Source organism: Pseudarthrobacter sp. CC4 (assembly GCF_048957775.1).
Lineage (GTDB): Bacteria > Actinomycetota > Actinomycetes > Actinomycetales > Micrococcaceae > Arthrobacter.
The window spans coordinates 1-18896 of record NZ_JARCCZ010000046.1 but is presented as its reverse complement, the minus strand read 5'-3'; the positions used below and the strand labels follow the sequence as shown (position 1 = coordinate 18896).

At 61.2% G+C, this 18896-nt stretch carries 12 protein-coding genes and 2 pseudogenes; 7 read left to right on the top strand and 7 right to left on the bottom strand.

What is annotated here, in order from left to right:
• The 4 genes and pseudogenes from PV768_RS21175 to PV768_RS21160 form a co-directional block, all read right to left on the bottom strand.
• A pseudogene (locus tag PV768_RS21175) lies at positions 1-398 on the bottom strand (isocitrate lyase); the annotation flags it as partial.
• 248 nt (positions 399-646) lie between these two features.
• Positions 647-1660, bottom strand: a complete 1014-nt coding sequence (locus PV768_RS21170) for a YeiH family protein (protein WP_421094116.1) — start codon at positions 1658-1660, stop codon at positions 647-649.
• Positions 1661-1841: 181 nt separating this feature from the next.
• A complete protein-coding gene (locus tag PV768_RS21165; protein WP_421094115.1) occupies positions 1842-2903 on the bottom strand; it encodes a phosphotransacetylase in 1062 nt (353 codons plus the stop codon).
• Between the two features lie 72 nt (positions 2904-2975).
• Entirely contained in the window at positions 2976-4346 is a 1371-nt protein-coding gene (locus tag PV768_RS21160; protein WP_421094114.1) for an aspartate aminotransferase family protein, read from the bottom strand.
• Between the two features lie 221 nt (positions 4347-4567).
• Between PV768_RS21160 and ald the strand changes: the two genes are divergently transcribed.
• Complete coding sequence (gene ald / locus PV768_RS21155) at positions 4568-5689, top strand: alanine dehydrogenase (protein WP_157242464.1); 1122 nt, start codon at positions 4568-4570, stop codon at positions 5687-5689.
• 94 nt (positions 5690-5783) lie between these two features.
• Positions 5784-7274 carry a PLP-dependent aminotransferase family protein gene (locus tag PV768_RS21150; protein WP_370460756.1) on the top strand — a complete coding sequence of 497 codons (1491 nt, stop codon included), beginning with the start codon at positions 5784-5786 and terminating at the stop codon, positions 7272-7274.
• 381 nt (positions 7275-7655) lie between these two features.
• Here the strand turns inward: PV768_RS21150 and PV768_RS21145 are convergent, their stop codons facing one another.
• Together PV768_RS21145 and xsc are read right to left on the bottom strand one after the other, a co-directional pair.
• Entirely contained in the window at positions 7656-9149 is a 1494-nt protein-coding gene (locus PV768_RS21145; RefSeq protein WP_157242463.1) for an NAD-dependent succinate-semialdehyde dehydrogenase, read from the bottom strand.
• 239 nt (positions 9150-9388) lie between these two features.
• Positions 9389-11275, bottom strand: coding sequence for a sulfoacetaldehyde acetyltransferase (gene xsc, locus PV768_RS21140; RefSeq protein WP_197432534.1), 1887 nt, complete (start codon positions 11273-11275; stop codon positions 9389-9391).
• 212 nt (positions 11276-11487) lie between these two features.
• Between xsc and PV768_RS21135 the strand changes: the two genes are divergently transcribed.
• The 3 genes from PV768_RS21135 to PV768_RS21125 are packed head-to-tail and all read left to right on the top strand — an operon-like array spanning position 11488 to position 15148.
• On the top strand, positions 11488-12372 hold the full coding sequence (locus tag PV768_RS21135) for an IclR family transcriptional regulator (RefSeq protein ID WP_421094113.1): 885 nt from the start codon (positions 11488-11490) through the stop codon (positions 12370-12372).
• Positions 12360-13361 (top strand): AAA family ATPase, encoded by a 1002-nt coding sequence (locus PV768_RS21130; RefSeq protein ID WP_421094112.1) that lies wholly within the window; start codon positions 12360-12362, stop codon positions 13359-13361. The genes PV768_RS21135 and PV768_RS21130 overlap by 13 nt, the downstream gene beginning before the upstream one ends.
• Before the next feature lie 8 nt (positions 13362-13369).
• Positions 13370-15148, top strand: a complete 1779-nt coding sequence (locus tag PV768_RS21125; protein WP_421094111.1) for a cobaltochelatase CobT-related protein — start codon at positions 13370-13372, stop codon at positions 15146-15148.
• Between the two features lie 692 nt (positions 15149-15840).
• Here PV768_RS21125 and PV768_RS21120 read toward each other — a convergent pair.
• Positions 15841-17265, bottom strand: a complete 1425-nt coding sequence (locus PV768_RS21120; protein ID WP_157242459.1) for an amino acid permease — start codon at positions 17263-17265, stop codon at positions 15841-15843.
• Positions 17266-17885: 620 nt separating this feature from the next.
• Here PV768_RS21120 and PV768_RS21115 point away from each other — a divergent pair.
• Positions 17886-18662: a TSUP family transporter gene (locus tag PV768_RS21115; protein ID WP_197432533.1), complete on the top strand. Its 777-nt coding sequence runs from the start codon at positions 17886-17888 to the stop codon at positions 18660-18662.
• Positions 18663-18768: 106 nt separating this feature from the next.
• Positions 18769-18896, top strand: a pseudogene (locus PV768_RS21110) (pyridoxal 5'-phosphate synthase lyase subunit PdxS); the annotation flags it as partial.

The following is an 18896-nucleotide window of genomic DNA, read 5'->3' as shown; positions in this document are numbered from 1 at the left end:
TTGATCCGGCGCACCACCGTCGGAACCGAGTTGGCCGGGTAAAGCGACTGGTCCGGGTAGGTGTGGCCGGAGTTGTTGGCGTCGGCTGCGACCTGCCAGCCGGAAAGGTAGATGGCCCGCAACCCGGCCTTGACCTGCTGAACGGCCTGGTTGCCGGTCAACGCGCCGAGGGCGTTGGTGTAGCCGCCGGTCTTGTGCTCCTCGGTGAGCTGCTTCCACAGCTTCTCCGAACCGCGGCGGGCCAGCGTGTGCTCCTCGGAGACGCGGCCGCGGAGACGGACGACGTCGGAGGCTGAGTAGTCCCGGGTCACACCTTCCCAGCGCGGGTTGGCGGCCCACTCGAGCTCCAGGGCGTCCTGGCCGGGCGTCTGCTGGGTGGGCTCAAATGCTGCAGTCATCGTTGATCTCCTCGTTGGATTTTGTGTGGTCCTGGGCCGCCGTAGCTGCTCGTGGGCAGTGGCGGTTGGTGGATCCGGTCTGGTGTTTTTTCTGTAACCGTGACTTCTCCGCCACGTCCAGGGCGCCTTATTGGAATGAGCCCAAAAAGTACATGCGCGCGTTCCATGTCCAAGAAAAGCAGCGAAAATATCCGGAGCGGGGTGTCGTTGGAAACCACTTGGAGGAACGGAGGGGCGAATGCTTTCAACTAGATGAGCTGGACGCCCACATAAGCCACGACGGCTATCAGTGCCCATGACAACATCGCCGCGGCGACTGCCCTTCCGCCGGTTTTCAGCAGGGAGCGGACTTGCACCGACGCTCCCAGTCCGTAGAGTGCGGCGGCTAGAAGAAGATCCTGGGCCACCCCGGCGACTTGGAGTGCCGCAGGCGGCAGGATCCCTACTGTGCGTAGAACAATTGCGGCCATAAACCCGGCAACGAACAGCGGAATCAGCGGCGGAAGCTTGGCGTCACCTTCGTCAGCGTTGGTCCCGGCCCGCCGTCGGCGGTGTCTTTCCACGAATGCGGCTCCCGTTACCATGGGCGCAAGCATGAGCACGCGGGTCAGCTTAATGATCAAGGCCCCGGCCAAGGCGGCTGTGCCTGCGGTTTGGGCCGTAGCTACAACCTGTCCAACGTCATGGACGCTTGCTCCCACCCAATGGCCGAATTCAATGTTGTCCAACCCGAGCGGTCCCTTGAGTGCCGGCAGGACACCGATTGCCAGAGTGCCGCAGAGGGTCACCAGGGCAATGGGGACAACGGTGTCCCGGTGATCGGTCTTGGTCGCTCCGCCCATCGCTCCGATGGCGGACGCACCACAAATGGAGAACCCGGTTGCCAGCAGCAGGGGCTGATTGCCCGGAAGTTTCAGTGCTTTGCCCAGCAGCAGTGTTCCGACAAAGGTTAGGAAGACGATGCCGATGACGATCCCTACTGTTGTCCAGCCCAGCGCGACCACATCGACGAGGCTGAGCTTGAGGCCAAGTAGGACGATGCCCATCCGCATGAGCCGTCTTGCGGAGAGTGCCAGCCCAGGCTGGAGAACTCCTTCAACTGCCGTACTTATCCCTGGAAGATTTGCGGAAAGAATTCCCAGGATGACGGACACGGTGAGGAAGGGCAGCATCGGGACCGCCGAGTGAATCAGCCAGGCGATGGCCACGGCCGCGGCGGCCGCCGCCAGCCCCGGTAGCGTCTTCTGCTGCAGAGCCCGCATGAGGAAGGAGTCATGTCGTCCGCTTTTTGCCGATGTGGCCACGTCTTGGGTCATGGTTCTCTAGAATTCGGCCCGGGCCTGCAGATACAGGATCGGACCGAATCTCCTTTCTTGAGGACAGAAAATGGATGAGCGCCGGAGGCATCTACGGCTCCGGGGGCTCGAGGGGGATGGCTGGAAGTCAGGACGTGGAGGTGGATGACGCTTTGTTATGGCGGTTCGGAAGTGATTGGACGGCGCTCAACAGACCGAGGAAGATGATGTCTTCTGCCCTGCATCCCCGGGACAGGTCGTTCATGGGGGCATTTAGGCCCTGCAGTATCGGTCCCACCGCCACAGCACCGCCGAGTCGCTCCGCGATCTTGTATCCGATATTTCCTGCATCCAGGGTGGGGAAAATCAGCACGTTTGCGCGGCCTGCGACTTCTGACTGCGGCGCCTTCGATGCCCCAATGTGAGGAACCAGGGCAGCATCAAACTGTAATTCCCCGTCGACTTGAAGCAGCGGGTGCCGGTCGCGCAGGATCTTCATTGCATCCTTAACCTTTTCCACGTCCGGATGGGCAGCACTGCCTTGGGTGCTGAAGGACAACATGGCCACTTTCGGGTCCTGCCCTGTCAGAACGTGATGGGTGTGGGCTGCGGATGCCGCTATGTCTGCCAGTTGTTCTGCAGAAGGGTTGGGCACGACGGCGCAGTCGCCGAAAGAAAGTTCTCTTTCGTCCGGAAGTAACATCAGGAAGGAGCCGCTCAATGTTGTGCAGGCAGGAGCGAGGCCCACAACGCGGAGAGCTGCCCGTAGGACGTGTGCCGTGGGGCTTCCTGCTCCGGCGACGGAGGCGTCCACGAACCCGGCGCGCAATGCAGCAGCGGCGAGATGAACTGATTCATGCCGCGCCATGGCCAGCTGTTCGGGCCTGCTGGCGTAGGCCTCCTCCAGGCATGACCTGATGGTGGTGTCGTGGGCGAGGCTGCAGCAGTCGAGGATTGTGGCTTCCGGCAGGACACAGCCGACGTCCTTGGCCGCCTGCCGGATCCGGGCACTTCTGCCGATCAACCGGGGTTGAATGATTCCTTCGGCCGCCAGTGCGCTGGCGGCAAAGACGGCCCGTGGATCCTCTCCATCGGCGAATGCGACAACCTTCGCCTGCCCGGACAGTTCCTGGCGCCAACGTTCAGAGGTCGCGATGCCTGGAAGAGCCGCTGCCTGCGCCCGATTCCGATCAATTAGAGCGATTCCCATGGCTCCCCTTCTTGAATTGATCCGTGGGGGTCCGCGACGGCGGACCCCCACCTCTTAACCCGGAGGCACGGCCTAAGGCTGAATGGCCTTTTCGATGTCATTGAGCATTCCATCCACACCATGGAGGAGTTCGGACAGCACATCGCTGTCGGCGACCAATGGCGGGGAGATCATGATCATGGTTGCGCCCCGGTCATCGCCGCGCAGGATCACCTTCGTCCGTTTGAAGGATTCGGGCAGCACTTCGCGTAGTACGGTCAGCGATTCAGTCTCAGTCAGTTCCCGGCCGCTGAAACTGTCAGCCATGAGTTCGATTGCGTAGAAGAAGCCCGTACCCCGGATGGCCTTGACACAGCGGTGCGAACTCTTCAGGGACTCGAGCGCCTCCATTATTTTCGGCCCGTTTTCCTGGACGTTGCCCAGGACGTTTTCGTCACGCATGGCCGTGATGTTGGCGACTGCGACTGCCGTCGATACCGGGTGTCCGCCCCACGTGGCGCCATGAGTGAAGACGCCTCCCTTGGAGGAGCTGAACAGCTCCTGGACCAGCTTTTCCCGGACAATCATGCCGCCGAGGGGCGCGTAACCCGAGGTGGATCCCTTCGCAAACGTAACCAGGTCCGGAACGACGCCTGTCAGGCCGTAGCCGAAGAAATGTCCAAGACGTCCAAAGGAGCAGATCACCTCGTCAGACACCAGCAGGATTCCGTACTTGTCACACAACGCACGCAGCGCCGGCCAGTAGCCAGTGGGCGCCACCAGTGCACCGCGGCCGTTCTGCACGGGCTCGGCGAAGATGGCCGCGATTGTCTCGGGACCCTCTTCGAGAATGGTCCGTTCGATGGCTTGGAAGCAGTCCAGTTCTGTGACTGGGCCACAGTCCCCGGTGTAACCGAGCGTGTTCGGAACGCTACGGATGCCCGGCAGGAGTTCGCCGAAGGGGTCCTTGATCTTCGGTAGCTGGGTGATGGAGAGCGCGCCCATGGTAGTGCCGTGGTAGGCCATGTTCCGGCTGATGACCTTGGTCCGCTGCGGCTGGCCTTGACTACGGAAGTACTGGCGGGCGAATTTCAGCGCCGTCTCAACGGCCTCTGAGCCGGAGTTTACGAAGAAGGTCGTACCCAGATCACCCGGAGCCAACTCAGCGATAAGAGCAGCAGCTTCGATAGCCGGCGGGTGCGCGGCTCCCCAATTGGAGGCGTATGCGAGGGTATTGATTTGTTCGCTGGCTGCCTTGGCTATGTCTGCTCGCCCATGGCCCATATTGACGCAGAAAAGCCCCGCCAAACCATCCAGGTAACGATCGCCCTCGGTGTCGATGAGGTAGCTTCCTTCTCCGCGGACAAAAATGGGGAACTCACTGTCCCACGTGTCCTTGCGTGTGAAATGGGGTCCGAGGTGTCGTCGGGCCTGGGCCCGTAGCGTGGTTGCGTCCACGACCATCTCCTTCTTTCGAGGTGAATAGCAATGAGCGAAAGCCTAGGCCGGGTTTCTTTGGCGCGTCAGGGCCAAATGCCTCCTAACTGATGGGTCCAGTCTGGTTCCATAGGTTGGCGCCATTCTGGACCTTCTGGACCTAAGCACGCAGGGCCATACTTCGATAATGCTGTGCAGTCGGCACGGCGAGTGTTGAGAACACCCAACTACCGCACGGAGGTCCCCACATGAAAATCGGCGTCCCGAAAGAAGTAAAGTCCCACGAATACCGCGTGGCCGTCACTCCCGCGGGAGTACACGAACTCCTGAGCCATGGGCACGAAGTGTTCATCGAAGCCGGCGCGGGAGCTGGCTCCTCGATTTCCGACGATGCCTTTACGCTGGCGGGAGCCGTCATTGTGGACACAGCGGATGAGGTGTGGGCCATGGCCGATCTGCTGCTGAAGGTGAAGGAGCCGATCGCCGAGGAATACCATCGGATGCGGCCGGATCTGACGATCTTTACGTATCTTCACTTGGCCGCTGACCAGGCCTGCACCTGGGCGTTGCTGGACGCCGGCAGTACTTCGATAGCCTATGAGACCGTTCAGCTTGAAGACGGTTCTCTGCCGTTGTTGTTTCCGATGAGTGAAGTCGCCGGCCGACTCGCTCCGCTCGTTGGTGCTCAGTGCCTGACCCGACCCGAGGGCGGCCGTGGCATCCTGATCGGCGGGGTCTCTGGAGTGGCACCCGCACGGGTAGTGGTTATCGGCGCTGGCGTATCCGGTATGAATGCTGTTTCGGTGGCCGCCGGGCTGTGGGCAGACGTAGTCCTATTCGACAAGAACGTTGACAAGTTGCGCGCCGCGGACCGCATGTACCAGGGCCGCGTCCGAACGCTGGCCGCGAACCAGATGGCCATCGAACACGAAGTGCTTCAAGCGGATCTGGTGATTGGTGCGGTTCTGGTCCCCGGCGCCAAGGCCCCCAAGATTATCTCCAACGAGCTGGTCTCCCGAATGAAGCCTGGCAGCGTTCTTGTAGACATCGCCATCGACCAAGGCGGATGCTTTGAGGATTCACGGCCCACTACGCACCAGGAACCGACCTTCCGCGTCCACGGTTCAGTTTTCTATTGCGTGGCAAACATGCCGGGCGCTGTTCCCCATACCTCCACCTATGCTCTGACAAACGTGACGCTGCCCTATGTTCTGCAGCTCGCCGACAAGGGCATCGAACGTGCTCTCGCAGAGAACGCAGCGCTCCGGGCCGGCTTGAGCACCGTGGGCGGAAGCCTCACCAACGCGGCGGTAGGGGCAGCCCATGGGATTGCCGTAATTGATTCATCGAAAGCAATGGCACGTAGCTAGAGTAATAACGAGGTCATGGGCGGGGGAAGTTCAGCGCCGAACTCCCCCCGCCCCTTCCAGTTCCGATACCTCAGCTACCAATCTGGAGGCAGTCGTGGCACGGACGCTAATTGAGATTGATCGCGGTTCAAACGAGCCCCTTTACCGGCAGGTCCGGCGCGTGGTTGAGCACGGTATCGCTGTCGGCATTTTCGACTCACGCCGTAGACTCCCCAGTTCCCGTGAACTGGCCGCCGAACTCAAGGTCTCACGCAACACCATCAATCTCGCGTATCAGGAGTTACTCACGGAGGGACTCGTGCTGAGCCACGAGCGCCGCGGTATTTTCGTAAATCCTGAGATGGTCGCTGCCGCTGAGGCTGACGTCCAGACGACGGATTCGATGATCGATTGGTCTTCCAGAATGCGCCGGTATGCCGACGAGGGTGTGCCGGAGGTGGAAAAGACGCCCGACTGGCATAAATATCCATACCCTTTCGTGGCCGGTCAGGTCGATGTCCAGAGCTTTCCAGCAACGGCTTGGGTTCGCAGCCTCCGGGAGGCGCTTTACCAGCCCCATCGCTTCGCCAGCCTCCAGGACAGTGTCGGCGCGGACGATCCCATGCTGATTGACATGATCCGGCGCCAGATACTGCCCGCCCGCGGGATCGAGGCCGGCGCAGACGAAATACTTATCACCGTTGGGTCTCAGCAGGGATTGGACCTGCTGGCCCGGACGCTGCTCGGATCACATCAGCGTGTAGCGATCGAGAATCCCGGCTACCTCGACGCCCGCCATATCTTCCTGCGCACCGGCGCGCAGGTCTACGGAATCGATGTCGACAAAGACGGCCTCTGTCTGCCGACCACCCTCAACGGAACTGCCTTGGTATATGTCACTCCCAGCCATCACCATCCCACTAATGTGACACTGAGCATGGAGCGTCGCCATCGGCTTCTCAAGCTTGCGGCAGCCTCTGCAACGGTGGTTATCGAGGATGACTACGATAGCGAGTTCCGCTATGAAGGCAGCCCTAGTCCGGCGCTAAAAGCCTTGGATTCCACAGGAGATGTCCTGTATTTGGGGACGTTTTCCAAGTTCTTGTCGCCCGGTTTGCGCTTGGGTTTCCTCGTCGGCCCGGCTGAACTCATCCGTGAGTTGAAGAAGGTGCGCCGTTACCAGGTCCGTCACCCGCCAGGACATTTGCAGCGCGCGCTCGCTTTGATGATTGACAGCGGGGATTACCACCGGGCACTTCGGCGCCACCGCCGGCAGATGAAATCCCGTTGGGAAATGGTCAGCAATTTCTCAGCACAATACCTGCCTTGGGAGCAGAGCAGCTATCCGCCAGGGGGCGTCAGTCTTTGGGTTACCGGGCCGCCCGCATTGGATGCCTTGGAGTTGGTAAGGAGGGTGGAGCGACGGGGAGTCCTCATTGAGCGCGGGGACATCTATTTCATCCAGCCAGATGCGCCCCGGAACTGCTTCAGAGTTGGCTTCGGCGCCATCCCCACGCGTGCAATAGGGGAAGGACTCGCGTTGGTCGGCGAGACAGCGAAAATCCTGCTTGCCGGCGGAGATTCAGCGGATAAAACAGCTGGCTAGCAGACCCCTCACGGCCGGCTGCAGCTGGCGCAGGACGTAGTTGACCGGTGTTTCCGCGCGGGGCGCGGAACGGGTCCAGGTCTCGGTCCCGGCCCCTGGGCGCCGGGCCGGGACTGCCGCAGCATGGCCCAGAAGCAATGGAGGAATGCTCCAGCCGCCCGCACTCTTCGGCCCGGCGGACTGCAAGCGTACCGAAGGGATGATCCGCCGCTGCGAAGATGACAAGCCCGGGGTCAGCCGCCGGCCCGCCTACGATGTGTCCGTGTCGTCGTGGATGGCCATTCCCGCCCGACCTGCACTAGCATCCTCGCCGCCGGGACAAGCGGACCATGCAGCCTTCTCGCTGCATGCGAACGCCTGGTTTCACCGAGCCCACACTGCTCACAGACGGGGAATGGCCATGTACTTGATCTCGAGGAATTCCTCGAGGCCAAGTCGTCCGCCTTCGCGGCCGAGGCCGGAGGCTTTGATGCCGCCGAAGGGTGCCGCGGGGTTGGAGACAAGGCCCGTGTTCAGGCCTACCATGCCGACCTCCAGTTCCTCGCCCACGCGGAAGGCGCGGTCCAGGTCCTGTGTAAAGACGTAGCTGGCCAGGCCCCATTGGGTGTCGTTGGCCATGCGGATTACCTCCTCTTCGGTGTCGAAGGGAATTATCGGGGCAACCGGGCCAAAGATCTCCTCGCTCATCAGTGCGGCGTCCGGGGTGACGTCCGAAAGAACTGTGGGGGAGTAGAAGTACCCTCTGCCTTCAGGGCGGGAGCCGCCGCAGACTACTGTGGCGCCCTTGGCAACGGCATCGTCCACCAGTTCCTGGACCTTGTGCAGGGCCTTTTCCTCCACCAACGGGCCGACGTCGGTGCCTTCCTCCGCGCCGTCGCCAATCTTGAGGGCTCCGAGACGCTTGGCGAGCCGCGCCGAGAAGTCGGCGGCCACTGCGCGCTGGACGAAAATCCGGTTGGCGGCAGTGCAGGCCTCGCCCATGTTCCGCATTTTGGCAGTGAATGCGCCTTCCACTGCCCGATCCAGGTCGGCATCCTCAAACACGATCAGGGGTGCGTTTCCACCGAGTTCCATTGAGGAGCGCATGACGTTCTTTGCCGCCTGTTCAAGGAGGCGGACGCCCACTCCCGTGGAGCCGGTGAAGCTGATCTTACGTGCGATGCCGCTTTCCATCCATTGGGTGACCACCTCGGAGGCTTTGGTGGTGGTGACGACGTTGAGAGCGCCCTTGGGCAGGCCGGCTTCGATGAGGATGTCCACCAGTGCCAGCGAGGACAGTGGGGTGAGGTTGGCAGGCTTGAAAACCATGGTGCACCCGGCTGCGATCGCCGGGCCGATCTTTCGTGTAGCCATGGCCAGCGGGAAGTTCCAGGGCGTCACCAGTACGCACGGGCCCACCGGCTCCTTCGAGACGAGAATCCGGTTCTTGCCGTCACCGGTGGTAGTCAGGTCACCGCCGATGCGGACGGCCTCCTCGGAGAACCAGCGAAAGAATTCTGCAGCGTAGGCCACTTCTCCCTTGGCTTCAGCGAACGGCTTGCCCATCTCGGTCGTCATGATGAGGGCCAGCTCGTCCTGCCGGGCCATGATCAGTTCGAAGGCACGCCGCAGGATTTCGCTCCGCTCGCGGGGCGGAGTCTTGGCCCACGCCTTCTGCTCCCGGCCGGCCGTTTCGATCGCCCGGCGGGCGTCTTCGGGACCGCCGTCGGCCACCGTCGCGATGACCTCCTCCGTGGCGGGGTTGACGACGGCGAAACGGGCACCGGTAGAGGACTCTGCCCACTCGCCGTCTATGTACAGGCCGGTGTTGACTTTCGCAATCACATTAAGGGCCTGGTGGGAGGCCGGGACTTTCAGGGTGGGGTGGGGTGTCATGTTGAGAAGTCCTTTTCTGTGGGGAGGCCGAAAAGCGGTCGGGCGGCGGTGGGTTGGGAAATGAATGAAGGGCTGAACCAGCAAGCGACGATCAGGGGAAGTACGTCATTTCTGAGCAGGGGCATCTGATTTCCCGCCTCCTTGCACTGCTTGGCGCGGGACTGCAAATACCTCGTGGAAAGACCTGTGGAGGCCTTCCAGGGAAGACCTCCACAGCGACCACAGGACTGGCTTCTGGCTTAGACGTAGTCCTTGTACTTCTCGAGCAGGCGGACCGGCTTCGCCAGCGCATCACGGCGGAAGGGGTCGCCAAGCTCTCGCGTGCACATGATCTCGATGACCGTGGTTTTTCCCTCGTTCATCTGCGCAGCGAGGGCACGCTGGAGGGCGGGGCCTACCTCTTCGAGCTGATCGACAACTACGCCTTCGGCTCCCATCGTCTGCGCCATGGCAGCGAAGCTCTCGTTCTCATTGTCGAGTTCACCGGCAACGAAACGCCGGTTATAGAACTCGACCTGGTTTTTCTTTTCCGCGCCCCATTGCCGGTTGCGGAACACGATCGCGGTGACAGGAATGTCGTGGCGGACAGCAGTGAGGACTTCTCCCATGCTCATCGCCCATGCCCCGTCGCCTGCGTAGGCAACCGCCGGCCTGTGCATGGCGGCCGCCTTGGCGCCGATCATGGTGGGCAGCGCGTAGCCGCAGTTGCCGAAGCTCATCGGCGCGAAGAAGCTGCGCGGCTTCTCGAAGCGGAGGTAGCTGTGAGCAACCGAGTTGATGTTTCCGATGTCGGTGGAGACCATGACGTCTTCCGGCATGGCCTTTTCCAGTTCGCGCAGCACCTGACGCGGGGACAGCCAATTGCCCTCCTCCTGCTTGTGCTCTTCGAGCATGTCAAGGCTGTAATCATCCGTTTCATGGGTCCATGCTGACAGTTCTTGCTCCCAGCTTTCCTTCTCGGCCTTGATGGTGGCGGCGCGCTCTGCCTTGGTGGCATCGCATGCGAGGGTGAGCTGCTCCAGGCGGTTGCGCAGTTCGAGTGCCACAGCCTTGGCATCACCGCAAATTCCGACACTGATCTTCTTGACCAGGCCCAGCATGGTGTGGTCGGCATCGATCTGGATGATTTTGGCATTTGTGGGCCAGTAAGCCTGGCCATACTGGGGCAGGGTACCGAAGGGGCCGAGGCGGGTGCCGAGGGCGACAACGACGTCGGCCTGGGAGATGAGCTTCATGCCCGCCTTTGATCCCTGGTAGCCGAGCGGCCCCGCCCAGAGCGGATGGCTGGCCGGGAAGGAGTCGTTGTGCTGATAGCTGTTGACGACGGGAGCTCCCAGACGTTCGGCGAGAGCCTTGCATTCCTCGACTCCGTCGGCCATGACCACGCCGCCGCCTGAAACGATTACTGGAAATTTGGCCGTTGCCAGCAGCGCTGCGGCCTCGTCCAGGCTCTTCGTGCCGCCGGCACCACGGTCCACCCGGCGCGGTTGCGGGATTTCGGCTGTGATCTCGCCGTAGAAGTAGTCGCGCGGAATGTTCAGCTGAGTCGGCCCGTTTTCGGACATTGCCCGATCGAAGCAGCGGCCAGTGAATTCGGCCATACGGGCGGGGTGAGTCACGTGGCCCTGGTACTTCGTGAATTCCTGGAACATGGGCAACTGCTTGGCTTCCTGGAATCCGCCGAGACCCATGCCCATGGTGCCGGCCTCCGGCGTAACGATGACCACGGGGCTGTGGGCCCAGAAGGCAGCAGCGATGCCGGTGACGCAGTTGCTGATGCCAGGTCCATTTTGACCGATGACGACGCCGTGTCGGCCACTGGCGCGGGCATAGCCATCTGCCATATGGGCAGCGCCCTGCTCATGGACGACCGGAACCAGACGAATTCCTGCAGGCGCGAAGATGTCCATGGCGTCCATGAATGCAGACCCCATGATGCCGAAGATGTCAGTGACGTCGTTTGCCACCAAAGTCTCCACGAATGCTTCTGACGGAGTCATCTTTTGAGCACCTTGAACCACTGACCGGGGTGCCGTGGCAGAGGCCTCGCTGGCCGGCAGGTCATTTGTGGCCGGACCCGTTCCGGCGTCGGTGACGTCAGAGATGTCGATTGTGTCTTGGCTCATATTGCTTCTCCTCCTACAGGGCTGGCTAGCCCTACAGGACTGGCCGTGCTCGTTGAAATATCAAAAAACGGAACCTATCGTTCCTTTTTTTGGTGGTCAACCTGAGATTAGGCGAAAAGCATCTACCGGTCAATGCCTATTCGAGAATATGGAACGTGGCGTACAATAAAACGACGAAGGCGCCGAGGATACATCGGGTGGAGGAGACGGTAATGGCTGAGATTCGCAGGCTAAACAACAATCAGGACGGTCAAACGCTGACTGAGCTGGCGGGGGAGACACCTACTATGCGTCTGTTCTCCCTGCTCGAACTGATCGCCACCAAGGACCAGCTCTTCACGCTTCAGGGGCTAGCGGAGGAGACCGGCACTCCTAAGCCAACCCTCCACCGCATGCTGCACCAGCTGGAAAGCTCCGGACTGCTGATTCGGGAGAACAACGGCAGGCACTACGGCACCGGAAGCCGCCTGCGGCGCATGGCCGAGGATCTCCTGATTAATGACATCCACCACGGGGCACGTCACGCGGTGCTCCGCAATCTGGTGAATGAACTGGGGGAGAGCTGCAATGTCACTGCTGTATCTGGCAGTGAAGTGCTATATCTGGACCGGATCGAAACCTCCGAGCCATTGCGGATCACGCTTCAGCCGGGTTCCCGGGTGCCTGTTCACTGCTCGGCAAGTGGAAAAATGATCCTCTCGCAGCTCAGTCCAGCCCAGCGGAAGCGGCTCATTGCATCCGCTCCGCTTGCCCGCTATACGAACAAGACTGTGACCGATCCGGACTTGATCGAGGCCGAGCTGCAGCGCGTCCGGAGGGATGGTTATGCCATCGATGACGAGGAGTTCCTTCCGGGGTTGGTCTGCGTCGCAGTGCTGGTGCCCACGACGAATGCCGTGTCCAATTTGTGTGTCGCGGTGCAGGCTCCCGTCATGCGGTTGACGCCGGAAAAAGGTCTGAAACTGCTCCCCGCGCTCCAGCGTGCGGCCGCCGAGATAGGTCGAATTGAAGCAGAGTCCTATACAGGCAGGACCGACGGCGGGGATGCGACCGAAGGATCGGCCAGCGATATTGAGGGGGAGCTATGGAGCAGCTGACAAGACTGATGCCGGATCATATGGTTTCTGTCCGGGACGTGTTCAACATCGACTCGGATCTCAAGGTAGCCGCCTTCCGTGAGCCCGATGACCATGTCCCTGAGGCTGACCCGGCCTACCGGTTCAACCACGATGTAACGCTGGCCATCCTGGCGGCCTTTACCCGGAACCGGCGAATGCTGCTTCAGGGACTCCACGGAACGGGTAAGTCCACACACATTGAGCAGGTGGCCGCCCGGCTGAACTGGCCGTGCGTACGTGTCAACCTGGACGGGCATATCAGCCGACTGGATCTGGTGGGGCGCGACACTGTTGTCCTTAAGGACGGCAAACAGATCACTGAGTTCCAGGAGGGAATCGTCCCCTGGGCCATCCAACGGCCGGTGGCACTTATTCTCGATGAGTACGATGCAGGGAGGCCGGACGTGATGTTCGTAATCCAGCGGCTCTTGGAGCGTGACGGCAAACTGACACTGCTCGATCAGAACCGGGTCCTGGACGTGCATCCAGGCTTCCGCCTCTTTGCCACGGCCAACACTGTAGGACTTGGCAATCTTAACGGTATGTACCACGGCGTCCAGCGACTCAATCACGCCCAGATCGACCGCTGGAACATCGTCGCCGCCCTCAACCATCCTCCGGCGGAGGACGAGCTGGAAATCGTGATGGCACGGGTCCCGGAGATGGACCATCCGGCCGGGCGAGAACTGGTGGCTTCCATGGTGGCTGTGGCAAAACTGACCCGGGACGGCTTTAAGGTGGGCGACCTGTCTACGCTGATGTCCCCACGCACCGTGATCACCTGGGCCGAGAATATTGGGATCTTCGGCGATCCCGGCAAGGCATTCCTGCTGTCTTTCGTCAACAAGTGCGACGAAGCCGAACACGCAATCATCGCTGAATATTTTCAGCGCTGCTTCGACCGTGAACTGGACGGACTCAGTTCTGCGGCTCATGTGCCGGACAGCGCCTTCGCAGCCGCCGGGTAAAGCCGCCCATGGCCTCGCTGACGGAAGATAAGGAACAGACGGACCGGTACGGGGCGGCAGCCGCCTCCCGAGAGACCGCTGCCGTATTGCTGCGCCGCCGCAAGCAGACCATGGAACTGGGGGCCGCTGCGCTGCGCGCGCTCAGCGGCCGGCGCGGCCTGCACTTCCGCGGCCCGGTCCTCTATCACGGGGAGAAGCCGGTGCCAATGCCGGCGCCGCATCTTCACCCGCAAACCTGCGATTCCAGGCCCGCGTCATTCCGTGGTGCGGCCGACGGCATGGCGCTGCGCCTGAAGAAGAGTGATGCCGTCCTGCATCAACGACTTTGCCCGGACACACCCGCCCGAGTCTTGGTGTTCGAGATGCTTGAGCAGTTCCGCGCCGAGTCGCTGGTCGATCCTGCCATGCCCGGGGTCAGGGCCAATCTCCACGAACGTTTCCAGCAGTGGTCCCGGGAGTTCGAGGCTTCCCCTCTGATCGACAGCGCGTTGGGAATCATCCTGTTCACCGTGGCCCAGGTTTGCCGCGCACGAATCACCACCGAGCCAATGCCTCCGGACATCGAAGACCGAATTGAATCAACCCGGATGGACCTTGCCCCGTACATCGGCGCCCACCTTGCCGCCCTGCGCCGCGAACGCTTCTCGCAGTCAGGTTTCGCCCCTCATGCCCTTGCCATCGCCGAGACCGTCGGGGCCCTAAGTGAGCAGCTGGAATCCAGGGAAACGGGACCCGCGCGCCCCAGCGGCCGATTGACTCAGTTCCAGCTGCTATTCGACCAGGACACGAACGACGACCATATTCCCATCGCAGGATACGGGCGCAGCGACGCCCTTCAGATTGGCCAGGGCATCTATCGGCAGTACACCACCTCCTACGACCAGCAATTCCAGGTCGCAGGTCTGGTCCGCGCCGAGCTGCTGCGCGGCTACCGCAAACAGCTCGACGACGATATAGCCCGGCGGGGCATCAACGTGCCCCGGCTGGGGCGGGCCTTGGCCGCGATCCTGTCCGCAGACGACGAGGATGGATGGGACGGCGACGCCTTGGAGGGCCGCCTTGATGGCAGCAGGCTAGCCCGGCTCGTCACCTCCTCAGGGGACCGCAGGGTTTTCAGGACTGAACGCATCGAACGCCGTGCAGAGGCCAAAGTGACGTTCCTCGTGGACTGCTCCGGGTCCATGAAGGAGTACGGTGCCGCCGTCGCCGCGCTCGTGGACGTCTACGCCCGCGCATTGGAACTGGCAGGTGCGCGGTGCGAGATCCTGGGCTTTACTACCGGCGCATGGAACGGCGGCCGTGCCGGGAAAGACTGGATCCGGGCGGGAAGACCAGCGTATCCAGGACGGCTCAATGAGGTGCGGCACCTGGTTTTCAAAGATGGTGATACACCTTGGCGCCGGGCACGCTCCGGAATCGCCGGGCTGATGAAAAAGGACTTGTTCCGCGAGGGGGTCGACGGCGAAGCCGTGGACTGGGCATGCGCCCGGCTCGCGGAAGATGGCACCGGAATCGGTGCCTCGGGACGCCGGATCCTGCTCGTGATTTCCGACGGCAGCCCGATGGATGGTGCCACGGGGCTGGCCAACGACAGCCATTACTTGGAGCAGCACCTGCAGAATGTGGTGACCGCCCATGAGGTTTCCGGCAGCACAGAGATTTTTGGACTGGGGGTAGGGCTGGATTTGTCCCCTTACTACCGGAGGAACCTCGCGTTGGATTTGAGCCAGGGAACCACGCCTGCCGTCGTCAACCAGGTGCTCGGGATGCTGCTCAAAAGCCGCTAACGGCTATCACGGTGACGGGACGATGCCGGCGTGCGCGGCCAAGTCTTGATGCCAACTCCCGGCATGCACATCAAGACCTGGGAAAGAGGGAAGTCATCGAAAGCCTTTCGACTTCCCCGGACACGGTGACGCGTCGGCGTTCGAGCTCCTCGAGCTGTGCGCGACGCGGGGGAATGACCCGCTCGACGGCTTCGGTGCCGACGGCGCTCACGCCCTGCTCATGTGCTCGTCCAGCGCCGAAAAGACCCCGTCCATAATGTCCAACAGGTCTTACGGCTGTGGGTCCTACCCCGGGTAGCACGTTGCCACGCCCTGGGGCCCAGCCAGGTGCGCCGGGAGCCTGCTCCAGCACCGGGGATCGGGTCAGCACGGTTCCTGGGAAGACCTGCTCCAGAGCAGGAAAATCTGCACCCGCCCGTGCTGCTGCAGGCCCGGTGAACAGGTCGTGCAGCCGCGCCTCGTCCTGAGGAAACGGCTTGTCTAAGATGCCTTCACCCGCAGTAGACCTCAGGGCAAAAAGGTCATGCCGGACCCAGCGACCAAATCCCCGACCCGGCGGCAGGGCCCTCCGATCCACGGAGAACCAAGGGATCCTACACAGCCGCCGGCACGCAGAAACCCGCTGTGAGTAGCTCCATTGCCAATTCCCACAGCGGGTTTCCTTCAACGCTTCAAGGGCGGATTAGTGCGGATTAGTGCAGCGTCCTTGTCAGGTCCGTCTCCATTTTTCCGGGCTGCTCTGCATCTTCTTCGTTAGCTTGGGCATCACCGGCCGCGTCCGCCCGGGTTGGATGTTCTTGCTCGCTTTCCGGACGTTTTCCGTACCGTCTGCGCATTTCGTAACTAAGCAGGATCACAATCAGTGTGAGGCCGCTCATCAGGAACTGTGACTGGGTGCTGGGAAGGATGGCCATTGCAGCTATGACGCTGAGCATGAGCGCTATGGTCGCGTAGCTTAGCCATGGGAACAACCACATCTTGAGTTTCAGGGCTGCGGGATCTTCCCGATCGAGTCGTTTACGCAGCACTACCTGGGAAATGGCAATCACCAGATAAACGAACAGAGCAACGGCGCCGTAGGAGTTCACCAGGAACGTGAAAACCACTTCTCCCCACAAATAGACGCATATAACCGAAATATAGCCAACCGTTGTTCCGAGCAGAATTGCACGGCGCGGCACGCCGCCTTTGGAGAGTTTGGTAAAGAACTTGGGGGCATCGCCGTTGCGCGTTAGAGCGAAAAGCATGCGCGAAGTGGTGTAAAGCGCAGAGTTCAAGCAGGAAAGGACCGCTGTCAGCACAATTCCGTTCATGATGACGGATACGGCAGGGATACCCATGACATCAAGTACTGCCGCGTAGGGGCTGATCCCGACGCTCTCGGCATCCCACCTTTGGATGCAAACGACCACAAAGATAGAACCCACATAGAAAGTCACGATTCTGGCGACGATAGAACGCATTGCCCGCTTCACGGAACGTTCCGGGTCTTCGGCTTCGGCTGCTGCAATGGTGACAATTTCCGCCCCGGTGTAGAAGGCGACACAAGGCACTACGGCGGCCATGACGGCTCCCCAGCCCAGGGGCGTGAAGCCCCCATGGTCAAAGAGGTTGCCGAATCCCGGCGTTGAATCAGGCCAGACGCCGGTTATCCAGAGGATCCCCAGGCACAGGAAAACAATGATGGCTACCACTTTGATGGAGGAGAACCAGTATTCGAACTCACCAAAGGACCGGGCTGAAACCATGTTCGTGGCGCTCAAAATGATCATCAGGCCCAGGCTGAGTATCCACAGCGGGATATCGGGAAACCAGAGTTGGATTATCCGGCCGCCAGCTATCGCTTCGATAGCAACAACGATCACGAAAAAGTACCAGTACATCCATCCGGTAGCGAACCCTGCCCGTTGTCCCAGGGCCTGCCGTGCATAGACGTAAAAAGATCCGACCACCGGGCGGGCCACTGCCATTTCGGCCAGCATGCGCATTAGAAGCAAGGTGATAAGGCCTGCAATGGAGAAGGAGACGATTGCGGCTGGGCCAGTGCTGCTGATAACCACGCCGCTGCCGACGAAGAGGCCGGCCCCAATGACGCCTCCGATGGCAATCAGGTTCATGTGTCTGTTTTTCAGGCCCTTGCTAAGGCTTGGGCTCTCGGCTTGCCGAGGTTCGGCGCTGTCCACGTTTCCTCCAATGATTGACGGAACCAGCTAAAGTGCGCTTTTCGCCTGGGCTAAGAGGCGGAAGACCAGAGGGCGCCGTGAGATCTGCCCGCACAGTCTAGCTGTGAGTGATCCAGCCCACTTCATTTGGTGTAGCCCAAACCTACGTAGCCGATGTTGCGGTTCACAGAACCAGATGGAACTGAAACGAAGGAGCCAGCCCATTCCCTGAACCTACTCCCGCCCTCAACCTCGATGACAGGGCATGCGCATTTGGCCCTTGCCCAAAGTATCCGCCCGCAGGGCTCCGCGGGATGCCGGCATTGCGGTTCAGTCGTGCTCGCCGGTTCACGCGTTTCCATCAATGCATTCCGGAATTCGGAACGTGGAGTCATATATACTGGAATCCGGCCGAGTGTTTCTCCAGCGAAAGGATGTGTCCGTGCAGCAGGCATATGAGAAGAGCCTCGCATCCTTCCGTGGTCGATGTATGCGGCAAACGTCCGCAGGCAAGTCGGAAAAGGACCGCATGACTGCTGCCTTGGCCGGTAAGCGGCATGGCGCGGGAACTGAAAGTGATTGACGCGGTAGCCCTGGATCCGATTCCGGTGAATGCCGACTACGTGTGGGCCCTGGCAGCGCTGGGAGGAGCAACCTTCCTTGGCGCGTCCACGCAACGCATTACGGGTGTTGGATTCGCGCTCGTTGCCGCACCGTTCCTGAGCATGCTCCTCGGACCATTTAACGGCGTGCTGCTGGTAAATGCGTTGGGCACTCTCACGTCATTGCTGGTCTTGGTCCAAGTCTTCAGGGAAGTGGAGTTCCGCCGGGTGCTCCTCATGCTGGGGCCCGCCATCGTGGCCATTGTTCCCGGCTCGTGGGTTGCCATCCACATGCCGTCTTCCCTGCTTTCAATCATTGTCGGCGCCATGATCATAGTTGCCCTGGCCGCAAGCCTTACCGTACGCACGCCACCTGTAGTTCTCCGCGGCAGGCTGGGGGCGGGGATCGCTGGATTTATCTCAGGCTTCATGAATGTAACGGCAGGGGTCGGGGGACCGGCTGTGGCTGCGTACGCACAGGCCAGCCAATGGCAGCACAGAGCATTTGCAGCCAGCGCACAGCTTTACTTCTTAGGGGTGGGGCTTGCCTCCCTCGCCGCGAAACGCGAGATGCCAGCTCTTGATGGCCTCCAATGGTTGTCCTGTGGTCTGGCCCTCACGGGCGGAATAGTGCTTGGAAATGTACTCGGGCCACGGGTTCCGCCCAGGGCGAGCATGACCGCCGTCCTGGTGCTGGCGTTCACCGGCGCCGTTCTAATCCTTTTCAGGGGCGTTGCCATGCTCGCCTGACTATCGCAGGGAGGAGTGCCTCCGTTCGGGCTCTGGGTGATTCGCCTAGAGCTTCCAAAGTCCATTACCAGAAGCTGAAGTTCAGCTACTTCCGATAGGAGTACTCATGTCAACGCAAGGGAAAGCTTTCAGTTCCGGAAACTTCATCAAGAATGCAACGGGCAGCAACCGCGTGAAGCGCGGTATGGCTGAGATGCTCAAGGGCGGCGTCATCATGGACGTCGTCAACGTCGA